We start from the raw sequence: 12,754 nt of genomic DNA, 5'->3' as shown, positions 1-12,754 counted from the left end.
TCAGAAGAGCGGTCATCGTTGTTGGCGCTTGGATAATCATAACAAATTTCTGGTTCTGGGCCGCGACACCTTCCTTCACCACGTTAGGGGCAGGTTCTCAACCCCTGCTCGTCGTCTTCCCGATACCTCTGCTCAACCCAATTGCGCCTGGAGTGCTTCAGGGGTTGTCACCGGTAACTGACAGGCAAACTGCTCACAGAGATAGGCGGTGGGCCGACCGTCGATCATCGTGCGTCCGCTGAGCAGGGGGCTGAGCAACGTCATCGGATCATTGGGCATCGCTCGTGCAATGACCAGGCGAGGCCGGTATGCCGCACGGGCCACCGCAACCAGTGCCTGAGTTTGCGGATGATCAGACGGGCCAATAATTGCCAGTTCACGGGTTGGGCCAATCGCAATATCGGCTGCACATAACATCCGACCGAACCCAAGTGGAAAGCGCTTCAACATAGGCGTCGCCTGTTCAAGTACGTGCCGGGCGCGGGTTGCATACAGCTCTCGCCCGGTTATTGCGTAGAGCCGCAACAATGCGTAGGCCGCTGCCGATGAACCCGAAGGTGTTGCGTTGTCGCTCAGATCACGTGGACGAGTTACCAATGCTGGTTGATCGCAACCAGTGTCGAAGAACATTCCAGCCTGATCATCCCAAAAGAGATCGAGCAGCGCATCGGCCAGTTCAACGGCAATTGCCAGATACTGTGTTTCACCACTGGCCGCATGCAGGTCGATCAACGCATCACAGAGTAGTGCATAATCTTCGAGGAACGCAGTCGGCCCCGGTCGCCCGTCCTTCCAGCTTCGTAGTAATCGACCATCAGCACGCCGCAGATTTGTCAAGAGAAAATCGACGCACTGGCGGGCAAACCCCAGATATTCCGGTACTCGCGCACTCGCGACCGCCAGTGCCCGGATCGCCAGTGCATTCCAGGCGGTAATAATCTTTTCATCACGAAATGGGCGTGGTCGTCGCTCGCGGAAAGCACGCAAGAGTGGACGTGCACGTGCTACCGTCTCCTCCAACCGCTTGACCGACACACCGAGCATCGCCGCGACTGCGGCTGCCGGACGTGGCACGTGTAAAATCGAGCGACCTTCAAAATTTCCCTGGCGCGTTACCCCATAATAGGCGCCAACCAGCGTTGCATCGTCGCCGAGAGCGATACGCAATTCATCAGGCGTCCAGACATAAAACGCACCTTCCTCGGCATGGGCAGCCCCTGCTATCGGTAAGCTATCGGCATCCTCGCTGCTAAAGAATGCACCATCAGGATGGCGTAGATCGCGCAGGAGATAGGCGAAGGTCTCGTCGGCAATGCGGGCGAGGAACGGATCACCGGTAACCAGCGCCGCCAGGTGGTAGATCTCGGCCAACAGCGCGTTATCGTAGAGCATCTTCTCAAAATGTGGTACCAGCCAGCGGTCATCAACACTATAGCGGTGAAACCCTCCCCCAACCTGATCATACATCCCACCGCGTGCCATCTGCTCGAGCGTCTGGTGGAGCATCGGCAGAGCCTGAACATCACCGCGCAGGTGGGCACGTAATAAAAACTCAAGTATCAACGGCTGGGGAAACTTAGGCGCGTCACCAAAACCACCGTACTGGTGATCAAACTCACGCCCAATCTGAGCAGCAGCGGTGGTCAGCAACGCCTCATCGAGCGGGGCAGTCTCTGGAAGTGGACGGGCCAGGAGTTTAATATGATCAAGCAGCTCGTGGGCTGACGCTGTCACCTCGGCGCGCCGGGAGCGATAGGCTTCGGCAATTGAGAGTAACACCTGTCGCCAACTGGGCATCCGGTACCGTGCTGCCTTTGCGTCAGGAGGAAAATAGGTGCCGGCGTAGAACGGTGTCCCATCAGGTAGACAAAAGACATTGAGCGGCCAGCCACCACGTCCGGTCAGAGCTTGTGCTGCTGCCATATAAATGGCATCAAGATCGGGTCGTTCTTCACGGTCAACCTTAATGTTGATAAAATGTTCGTTTTGAATTGCTGCTATCTCAGGGTCGGCAAAACTTTCATGCGCCATAACATGGCACCAATGGCAGGCAGCGTAGCCAATACTGACCAGGATCGGCTTGTCTTCACGGCGGGCGCGCTCAAGCGCCTCTTCTCCCCACGGGTACCAGTCAACCGGATTATCGGCGTGCTGTTGCAGATACGGACTGGATTCGTGTGCCAGTCGATTCAAGGGACGTGATCCGGCACTCATGCCTCCTCCTTTTTGATAGATGTTCCTGTCAGAATTGTAACATAGTCGTCGGTGTCGAACAAATTTTCGACTTTTATTGGACAGAACCTCACGGATCGGGTATAATGTCAAATGGCGAACATCGCATAAGAATGCGCTAAAACCAATCTAACGGAGCAAACAATGGAAATCGGCATCGTTCGGCCCGTCAGCATTACCAACGAGATGCGGACGGCCTACCTCAGTTACGCGATGAGCGTCATCGTTTCGCGTGCCCTGCCTGATGCACGCGACGGCTTAAAACCGGTACAACGCCGCATTCTCTACGGTATGTGGGATATGGGCTTCCGAAGCAATCAGCCCTACAAAAAGAGTGCCCGTATTGTCGGTGATGTACTCGGTAAGATGCACCCTCATGGCGACAGTGCTGTCTACGATGCCCTGGCCCGTATGGCGCAGCCGTGGAGTATGCGCTACCCGCTTATCGACGGTCAGGGGAATTTTGGCTCAATCGACGGCGATCCTCCTGCCGCTATGCGATATACCGAGGCCCGTTTAGCGCCTATTGCTGAAGAGTTGTTGAGTGAGATTGAGAAAGATACGGTCGATTTTCGTGATAATTTCGACGGCAGCTACCGCGAACCGGTCGTCTTGCCGGCAATTTTGCCCAATTTACTTCTTAACGGTGCCTCTGGGATTGCCGTTGGCATGGCAACGAATATCCCGCCACACAACCTCAATGAACTCTGTGATGCGATCAGTTACCTGATCGATCATCCAGATGCCACGGTTGAGGAGTTAATGAAGATTATTCCCGGTCCAGACTTTCCGACCGCCGGCCTTATCTTGGGCACCGAGGGCATTCTAGCTGCTTACAGTACCGGTCGCGGCCAGATCACGTTACGGGCAAAAACCCACATCGAAGAGGCCGGACGTGGGGCTTTCATGATCGTGGTTACCGAACTTCCCTACCAGGTCAACAAAGCACGTCTCCAGGAGCGTATTGCCGAGTTGGTCAAGGATCGAAAGATCGAGGGGATTCGCGATGTCCGCGATGAGAGTGACCGCAACGGTATGCGGCTGGTCATTTTGCTGAAACAAGATGCTCAACCGAAGAAGGTGCTTAACGCACTTTATAAGCATACCCAGATGCAAACCACCTTTGGGATTAACATGTTGGCACTCGTTGAGCATGGCCGCCAGCCTCGCGTGCTGACTCTCAAACGGTTGCTGCAAGAGTACATCACCCACCGGCAAGAGGTGATTCGCCGACGCACTGAGTTCGATCTGGCCCGTGCCCGTGAACGTGCTCATATCCTGGAAGGGTTGAAGATTGCGCTCGATAATCTAGACGCGATCATTCAGACCATCCGCGACTCACGGACTGCCGAGAGCGCACGGAATAATCTGATGAGTAACTTCTCGCTCACCGAACGACAGGCACAGGCGATCCTTGATCTGCAACTGCGTCGTCTCGCTGCACTTGAACGCAAGAAGATCGAGGATGAGTATCAAGAGGTGATCAAGCTCATCTCCGAGCTGGAAGATATTCTGGCTAATCCACGGAAGGTGTTACATCTCATCCAGCAAGACCTCACCCGTCTTAAGGAAAAATATGGTGATCCACGGCGCACACGCATTATTCCCGATGTGACCGGCGAAGTGAGTGATGAAGATCTGATTCCCGACGTGCGGGTGATGATCACGCTGACCGACCGGGGCTATATCAAACGCCAGTTGCCCGATGTCTACCGTACTCAGCGTCGTGGTGGTCGGGGAATTAAGGGGATGCTCACCCGTGAACAAGACATCGTGCGCCACCTGCTCACCTGTAATTCGCTCGACAACCTGCTCTTTTTTACCGACCGTGGAAAAGTGTATCAACTGAAGGCGCATGAAGTTCCTGATAGTTCACGGACTGCCAAAGGGTTACCCCTGGTCAACCTGGTGTCACTCGAACCGGGTGAGCAAGTTACTTCGATGCTGGCCGTGCGTGAGTTTGATGCTGAGTATCTGGTAATGGCGACGGTACGCGGCAAGATCAAGCGAACGCAGTTGCGTGAATATAGCCAAGTACGCTCGAACGGTCTGATTGCCATCGGCCTTGAAGAGGGCGATGTATTGGGATGGGTTCGTGTCAGTCACGGCCACGAAGACATCTTACTAACTACGGCTCGTGGTCAGACGCTCCGTTTCGAGCAGAGTGAAGTGCGACCGATGGGTCGTCCAGCAACCGGCGTGATCGGTATTAATTTGGCCGAGGGTGATCGCGTGGTCAGCATGGATCTGGCTGAAGAAGGCGCCGATCTGCTGGTGGTCACTGCTCGTGGGATCGGCAAGCGTACCGCTCTCTCTGAGTATCCGGTCAAGGGCCGGGCGACTGGTGGGGTGATTTCTATCAGGCTTCGCAACGAAGATGAGGTTGCGGCTGCTGCGGTCGTGCACGATCATTCGTTGCTTACCTTCATCACCACTAGCGGTATGGTCATGCGCATCAGCGCCAGCGAGGTTTCGCGGCTTGGGCGGGCAACCCAGGGAGTAACGCTAGTGAATGTGGCCACCGGTGATCGGGTTGCTGCTCTGTCAGTTGAAGACCCTGAAGAGAATGGGAATGGCAACGACAAGCCGCCAACGTTGATTGATCCGCTGTCGTGAAGTCGAAAAGATGCCGTGTCAGCGAGGGGCGGGTTCACAACCCGCCCCTACTGATGTGGCAAACGATGGTTTCTAGCCGTACAACCAGGTTGTTGGAGCAGTTTAGACCTCCTTTAGACAAAGCATCCAATCCTCTTAGCGCAAGGATTGTACCCTCTTACCGTAGCAATACCCATCCTCAGTTAGTACACTAAAGATAGGTGCAGATGTTGCACGCTGCCTGCGTAGGCGCAATGGCCAACATTGGGGTGGCTTGAGAAACCGTTTTCGTTTCGACTTCAGCAGTGTTGCGTTTTGTCGGAAGAATTCGGTTACATACCAGGTCTGTTGCCTGCCACGCTTGTCGCGAATCATCTGCTTCCCAAACCATTAACAGTAAGGAATACGACGCCGCTGGTCATATACATGCCACGGCGTCGTTCCCTGTTTAAGGACCATGTTCGTTCTAGGGACCGCGTTCGTTCTAGTAAAGCAAGGAGTAGACTCTCATGGCGATGGATGCAAAAGGCGTAATCGAACTGATCAAAGCCAAAGGAATTCAGATTGTTGACACCCGTTTTACCGATCTTTTCGGCGGGTGGCAGCACTATTCACTGCCAGCGTCTCGCTTAACCGAAGATATGATCCGCGAGGGCCTGGGCTTCGATGGGTCGTCAATTAAGGGCTTTCAGGCGATCAACGAGAGCGATATGCTGATGGTGCCCGATCCGTCAACAGCGTTCATTGATCCGACCCTCAGCGTACCGACCCTGGTACTCATTTGTGATATTATCGATCCCATTACTCGCCAGCCCTACACACGCGATCCGCGCACCGTGGCAAAGAAGGCGGAAGCTTACCTGAAGACAACGGGTATTGCCGACACTGCCTACTTTGGGCCAGAAGCGGAATTCTTCCTCTTCAGTGATGTTCGTTTTGGCCAGAGTGCTAACCAGGGCTTCTACTACATCGACAGCCCGGAAGCGGTCTGGAATACCGGTGCTGAGGTGCCCGGTGGCAACAAAGGGTATCGCATCCGTCACAAAGAGGGGTATTTCCCGGTACCTCCCACCGATACCCTCCAGGATATTCGCTCGGAAATGATTCTGAAAATGATGGAAATCGGGATCGAAATTGAGCTGCACCATCACGAGGTAGCAACTGCCGGTCAGTGCGAAATCGACATGCGTTTTGACTCGCTGGTCAATATGGCCGACAAGGTACAGAAATACAAGTACATTGTCCGCAATGTCGCACGTGCTCACGGCTACAGTGCTACCTTTATGCCCAAACCGATCTTTGGCGATAACGGTTCAGGCATGCACACGCACCAAAGCCTGTGGAAAGATGGTGAACCCCTCTTCTTCGATGAGACCCAATATGCGCTGTTGTCGAAGACAGCGCAGTATTACATCGGTGGTATTCTCAAGCACGCACCAGCATTACTGGCAATCTGTGCCCCGACCACCAATAGCTACCGCCGTCTGGTACCGGGCTTCGAGGCGCCGATCAATCTAGTCTATTCAATGCGTAACCGCTCGGCGGCCATCCGTATCCCGACCTACAGTTCATCGCCGAAAGCACGCCGTATTGAGTTCCGAGCGCCTGATGCGATGTGTAACCCCTACCTGGCCTTTTCTGCAATGTTGTTGGCCGGTCTCGACGGTATCCAGAACAAGATCGAACCGCCACCACCACTCGACGTAGACATCTACGAGCTGTCACCTGAAGAGAAGGGGGATATTCGCAGTACGCCCGGATCACTGACCGAAGCGCTCGATGCTCTTGAACAAGATTATCACTTCTTGCTCAAAGGTAATGTCTTTACCACCGATCTGCTAGAGACATACATCGAAGCCAAGCGCAAAGAGGCTGTTGGTCTAGCTCTGCGGCCCCATCCTTACGAGTTTATGATGTACTACGATGCCTAAAAATAGGTGTTTAGCACAGGGGTTTTCAGAAATTCCGCCCTCTGATGCTACACTGGCTCCTTACCGGTGAACGAACGGAGCGATACGACGCAAGGTTCTGTGGTTAGCTGGGTGCGCGGGCCTCTGGCCCGCGTGAGGCGGCGTATGGCCGGAGCCTATCAGTTGGTGCATCTCCATCCCATTCCTCCCACCTGGGGTGCGCGGGCCTCAGGCCACAACGGCCCCTAATTCCGTCTTCAGCAGATCGGTCTGTGGTTAGCTGGGTGCGCGGGCCTCTGGCCCGCGTGAGGCGGCGTATGGCCGGAACCGAGGCATCGCCGCGTCCTCACGGTATCACACCCCTAGCGGCTCCATCACCTGTTTTCAATCAGCGCCGCAATTGCAGTCCGTGCCAGATCGATCCGCATCAACCAATTCCTTGGATCGGCATCAAATCGATCGCGCCACGCCTGCGCACTCCCCAAGACAGCCACCTCATCAGTATAGCGATCTAGGGTCTCGAATTCTAACCCCTCTGTCGCACGGTACGTCAGCGTCAGACCTGACTGTTGGGCCAGTAACAGCCAGGTGCAATCGGCGCCAATACTATCATCACGACTGGCGGTGGTAATTAGTGTTGCGGCGCGTCGCGATAAGCCACGGGCAGCGGCCATCACATCCCAGGCTTGTCCGGTAGTGCGGCGAAAAACCTCATTCACCAACGATTCGGTGGCGACCTGCGCTTGTGGATGAGTGGCGAGTGCCCTTGGCGTGCGTCCAAAGACCGTCACATCGGCTGCCGACAGATCATCGAGCATGATGCGCAGTTCATCAGGCCAGTATTCGATCCAGTGCAGAACTCGATCAAGATCACAAAACAAGAACCACTCGGCAGTAGGAAATGCCTGTAATGCTACCTCGACTGCCCCACGTCGCCAGCGCCCAAGATGTAAATGACCAATTGGTTCGTTCATCGGCGCTACCTTCAGCGCAATTTCCGCCCGTTCCAGCCAGGATCGCGTCATTGGCACACTGGTGGGCGTGAGCAGCACCGCGATCCCATCAAAGTACAGTTTCAGTGCTGTAAAGGTGCGCACCATCTGTTGGTAGAGTCGTCCATCGGGGTCATGATGAGTGGCCGCCAGAACCACGCTCATTGTTCATTCCTTTCCCAAATAAAACACCCCGCAAACAAGCGGGGTGTGTAATTTGTTCAGGCTGTTGATTGATTTACCGAACAACGTACTGTAAGATGAAAATCTCTTTGTCGTAGCAAGAGTCTACAGGTAAGAACGGTGCAACAATGTCTGGCTGATTGAAGGTAGAACGTTAGCTAAATGATAGGTTGACGGTAGCTATACCTTGCCACGCCTGCTAACAGCCTGAACAAACGGAACGGTAGAAGCAAAATGTGAAAATATTTTACCGTCCTTCCTCATCATAGCTGGTAACAGCCATCCCCGCAATAGGGTGATAGTCCTATCGCGCATTGAGAATGGTACTATTGACAAATAGTCCAAAAGTACTATTCAGCCGCCCCGAATGGCAGTGCTCTGCCGGAGATGGGCTATCCTTATTCCTCTGACGCACCCTATCCGCTCTGACGAGCCGCTGCGACAAATCGCCGTACTCGCGCAACATCAACCGGATTAGCAATATCACCATCCTGTTTGATGCTACTGCCTACAATGACACCATCAGCCACCTGCATAAAAGCGGCAATATTCTGTTCGTTGGTGCCGCTACCGAGGAGGATGGGGGTATCACCGGCCAGTGTTCGGGCCTGTTTTACTTTGGCGATGTCCGGCGCATCACCGGTCATCCGACCGGATATAATAAGCGCATCGGCGCCGAAAAAGCGCGTCCATTCGATGTGTGTTGCCAGATCGATACCCGGAAAGCGGACTGAATGTTTTTTATCTACATCGGCAAAAATCTTGATCGACTCTGCATGCAACTCCTTGCGTCGGCGCATCAGATCGGCAGCGCAGCCTTCATCCCAACTGCCGGCATCCCAGACTCCGGCACCGGTGAACATACAGACGCGAATAAAGCTGGCACCAGCAGCAATCGCAATTCCCAACAGAGATACCCCACCGTTGTGAACCAGATTGATACCGAGCGGTAATTCGGGGACAGCCTGGCGCACAGCGTAGGCTACGACCGCCTGTGCGGCAATACTCTCTGGTTGCACGTGTGGGCCAGCTCGAAAGGGAATATCCCACATATTTTCGACGATCAACCCGTCGCATCCACCTTCAGCCAGTGCTTCGGCATCACGGATGGCGTGATCAATAATGGTTTGCATTCCGTAACCGGTATAGCCAGGGGCACCGGGTAATGGCCAACAGTGGACCATCCCGATAATCGGCTTGGCAGTACGAAAGATTTCGCGGAGATCGCGTAATCGCCAGCGATCAAGTTGTTCTTTCCAGAGTGGTGGCATCAACAAGCTCCTTACTTTACCTATGAGCCAGATGGCCAGAGTCGATTGACAATCGTGTCGCTCAATCGATTACGAATCTCATCGGTAGCAGGAATTGCTTCCACAGCACCGTGACGAGTGGCAGTCAGGGCAGCGACAAGATTCGCGAGTGTCGCACTTTGCGAGAGATCGAGACCGTGAGTCAGACCCCACGCATACGCCGCACTAAACGCATCACCACACGCGGTTGTATCCACGACTGGCACGGCAGGAGGTAGGACATCAAGCCGTCGCCCCTCGTTGTTGGCGACACTGCACCCCTGGGCACCACGTTTAATGGCCACGTGGTGGACGCCGGCCCCAATTAAACTATCGATGGCCTGGGCGATGCTTTGTCCTGGTAATAGTACCCGCAATTCGTCTTCATTCATCGTTAGCAACCACAACTGTGGTAAGAGACGAACGATCAAGCGGCGTGCGACTCGAATTGCCGGTAAGCAAAGATCAAGAACGATTGGACACCCCTGCTCAATCGCCATCTCCATTACCTGTAGTGCGGTTGAGCGCTGTGGATCGTCAAGCAATGCATGGGCGCCAACCAGCAGTAATCGGCTTGAGCGGATCAATGACGGGGTAATGGTCGATGTGTCACAGAAGACGTTGGCTCCACGAAAGCTGAGAAAGCTACGCTGCCCGCCAGGAGTAACAATCACGCCGCACAAGCCAGTGGTTGCACCAGGATCAACCTGTACAGCGCTGACCTGCACCCCATGCATACGTGCTATCTGCAATGCAAATGAGCCGGCCAGATCGTTACCCACCCGACCAATAACATACGGGATTGCACCCAGCCGCCCGGCTGCCACTGCCATGTTCAGCCCGGCACCTCCCCCACCCCAATGAACGGCCATTGCCGGGTTGTCGTCGCCTTCGCGGGGAAAGTGCGGCAACAAAAAGCCGAGATCGACATTAATATCACCGAGCGTCGTGACAACTCGCCGTGTCTCCGCTTCCATGGTTATCCTTTACAAGGTTGCAGTAAGCGTAGCTTCCGTGTACAATTTTACCCTAGAGTCGGCTGTTGAAACTTGCTAATTATCACCAAACCGACGTCCTAATTCGTACTAAGATACACTCAGGCTCTTCACCATGGAAGAGATCCTTGTTATTGATGATAGCGAGCACGTCAGCCGGATGCTGGCGCAGACGGTGCTTCCAGAACTTGGCTATCGAGCGGCAATTGCGCTTACTGCGAAGAGCGGTCTTGAACGGTTGCGCGCTCGTTTGCCAGATTTGATCTTGCTCGATCTCCAACTGCCCGATATGAACGGGCTTGATTTTCTACGCATCTTAACACAAGAAGGGATTGATGTTCCGGTTATTTTGATGACTGCCCACGGTTCCGAGATGATAGCCGTTGAGGCATTTCGGCTCGGTGCTCGTAATTACTTGATCAAGCCGTTTTCCGATAACGAAGCCCGTGAAGTTATCGATCAGGCGTTGCGGGAACGTCGTTTGCAACGGGAACGTGATCGCTTACTCCAGCTCTTGCAGCAGCGCGTGCAAGAGTTGACCGTTTTGACTCGCGTTGGTAAGTCGGTGACGACATTGATGGATCAGCGTCAACTGCTTGATCGAATCGTCGAAGCAGCAGTGTACATGACGCAGGCCGATGAAGGGATACTCTTTCAGTATGTCGAGCAAAAGCATGAATTGATACCGCTCGCCCTGCGGAATGTAGCAGTGGAGTCGCTTGACCGGCTGCGTCTTCCAGTCGCCGATTCGCTTGTCGGTCAGGTGGTGCGGAGTGGTAAATCGTTGCGCTTGCATCGAGGAATGACCGACGAACCGATTGCCATTACGGCGACCATGGTTGTGCAGGCGACGTTGCAGACACCGTTGCAAGTAGGTGATCGGATTATCGGTGTGCTGGTGGTCAATAATCGGCGGAGTACTCGAGCTTTCAGTGATAGTGACCAGTATTTACTGGCTGCGCTGGCCGACTACGCAGCAATTGCACTTGAAAACTCGCGACTGTATCAGGCAGTTCAGAGTAGCGAGGCGCGTTATCGAACAATCTTTGCTAATGCGTCTGATATGGTGTTGCTCCTCGATACCAATTGGCGAATCATCAGCGGTAACCAGCGTAGCGCGCAGATTCTTGCCATGACGCCTGATGATTTGGTCGGTCATCCGTTACAGCGTTGGTGTTTACCACAGGAATGGCCGACAATTGCTCAGGCACTACAGCGTGTTGCACAAGGGTTGCCCCAGCCACCATTCACCATCTCGTTGCAGCGGACAGCGTATGAGTTGGCAACGGTTGAGCTAAACGCTCAGCGGCTTGATGCTAACGATCAACCGATGATTGTCTGTATTGGGCGTGATCTGACTGAGCGTCGGCGGTTGGAACAACAGCTTATTCAGTCTGATAAATTGTCGGCGCTTGGTCAACTGGTAGCCGGTGTAGCCCATGAGCTTAATAATCCGCTGACGAGTATTTCAGGCTATGCCCAATTACTGCTGCGCAATCGCACACTCAACGAGGAGATTCGCGCCGATCTTGAACAGATCCGGCAACAGGCCGAGCGTGCTGGGCGTATCGTGCGGAATTTGCTGATGTTTGCCCGTGAACATCAACCTGAACGTCTGGCAACTCAGATCAACGAAGTCATCCAGAGTACATTGGCCCTGCAAGCTTATCAGTTGCGCGTTGATAATATTACGGTTCAACTCGATCTCGATCCTGAATTACCATCGACGGTTGCCGATCCCCATCAATTACAGCAAGTGTTACTCAATCTGATCACCAATGCCCGTCAGGCTATGAACGAGCGTGGTTCGGGTATTCTGACGATACGTACCAGACGTTACGAAGCGGCTGATGGTCGGTATATTGAAGTTTCTATCTCTGATAACGGTATTGGTATTCCTGCTCAATATCTCGATAAGGTGTTTAATCCATTCTTTACGACCAAGCCGGTCGGTCAGGGTACCGGTTTAGGTCTTTCTATCTGCTACGGCATCATTCAGGAACATCAGGGGCAAATCTGGATCGAGAGTTGCGAAGGGGTGGGGACAACCGTTTTTATTCGCCTCCCGATTGTTGAGGCATCGGCTGGTGCCCCAACGCCATCGTCGACAGCGACAGCGACTGATGCCGAGAGTGGCCCGCAACAACGAGTACTGGTCGTCGATGACGAGGAACCAGTACTCCGCATGCTTCAGCGCTTGCTTGGCGAACTTGGTCATCAAACTACAGTGGTGAGCGATGTTGATTCTGCGCTTCGTGAATTAGCAACCCATCCGTATGACCTGGTGATAACCGATCTCCGAATGCCCCAGAAGAGCGGTTTCGATCTAAGCGAAGAGATTCGGCGTTCATATCCGCATCTAGCTGAGCGTATCATTTTTATCAGTGGTGACACGCTGAGTACCCTCAAACCTCATCAGAAAGAGCAACTACACGGTAGATTGCTTTCTAAGCCCTTTTCAATTCCGCAACTGGCTGAACTGTTGCGTAATCTCCCTCCCCGGCGAACGGATTGATTCTTCTCAGCACCGCCTGATTGTCCTATGGTAAGATTCGACA

The 12,754-nt window shown here is 53.9% G+C and carries 7 protein-coding genes; 3 read left to right on the top strand and 4 right to left on the bottom strand.

Annotated features, from left to right (window positions below; translation table 11 throughout):
* Positions 1–132 precede the first annotated feature (132 nt).
* Entirely contained in the window at positions 133–2,214 is a 2,082-nt protein-coding gene (locus QTO31_RS04325; RefSeq protein WP_301428205.1) for a thioredoxin domain-containing protein, read from the bottom strand.
* Between the two features lie 162 nt (positions 2,215–2,376).
* Between QTO31_RS04325 and gyrA the strand changes: the two genes are divergently transcribed.
* Both gyrA and glnA read left to right on the top strand, forming a co-directional pair.
* The gene (gyrA, locus tag QTO31_RS04320; RefSeq protein ID WP_301428204.1) at positions 2,377–4,848 is read left to right on the top strand and encodes a DNA gyrase subunit A; all 2,472 of its coding nucleotides are present in this window, start codon (positions 2,377–2,379) and stop codon (positions 4,846–4,848) included.
* Positions 4,849–5,336: 488 nt separating this feature from the next.
* Positions 5,337–6,758 (top strand): type I glutamate--ammonia ligase, encoded by a 1,422-nt coding sequence (glnA, locus tag QTO31_RS04315; protein ID WP_031459772.1) that lies wholly within the window; start codon positions 5,337–5,339, stop codon positions 6,756–6,758.
* 353 nt (positions 6,759–7,111) lie between these two features.
* Here glnA and QTO31_RS04310 read toward each other — a convergent pair whose 3' ends face one another.
* The 3 genes from QTO31_RS04310 to QTO31_RS04300 form a co-directional block, all read right to left on the bottom strand.
* Positions 7,112–7,894 carry a hypothetical protein gene (locus QTO31_RS04310; RefSeq protein WP_301428203.1) on the bottom strand — a complete coding sequence of 261 codons (783 nt, stop codon included), beginning with the start codon at positions 7,892–7,894 and terminating at the stop codon, positions 7,112–7,114.
* A gap of 434 nt (positions 7,895–8,328) precedes the next feature.
* Entirely contained in the window at positions 8,329–9,183 is an 855-nt protein-coding gene (locus tag QTO31_RS04305; RefSeq protein ID WP_301428202.1) for a BtpA/SgcQ family protein, read from the bottom strand.
* Between the two features lie 20 nt (positions 9,184–9,203).
* Positions 9,204–10,178 carry a carbohydrate kinase family protein gene (locus QTO31_RS04300; protein ID WP_031459769.1) on the bottom strand — a complete coding sequence of 325 codons (975 nt, stop codon included), beginning with the start codon at positions 10,176–10,178 and terminating at the stop codon, positions 9,204–9,206.
* 133 nt (positions 10,179–10,311) lie between these two features.
* On the opposite strand from QTO31_RS04300, the gene QTO31_RS04295 reads away from it, so the two are divergent.
* Positions 10,312–12,711, top strand: a complete 2,400-nt coding sequence (locus QTO31_RS04295; protein ID WP_301428201.1) for a response regulator — start codon at positions 10,312–10,314, stop codon at positions 12,709–12,711.
* The last annotated feature ends 43 nt before the right edge of the window (positions 12,712–12,754 follow it).

It is taken from the genome of Chloroflexus sp. MS-CIW-1 (assembly GCF_030444705.1).
Lineage (GTDB): Bacteria > Chloroflexota > Chloroflexia > Chloroflexales > Chloroflexaceae > Chloroflexus.
The sequence above is the reverse complement of the archived record's forward strand: the minus strand, read 5'-3'. Positions and strand labels throughout refer to the sequence as shown.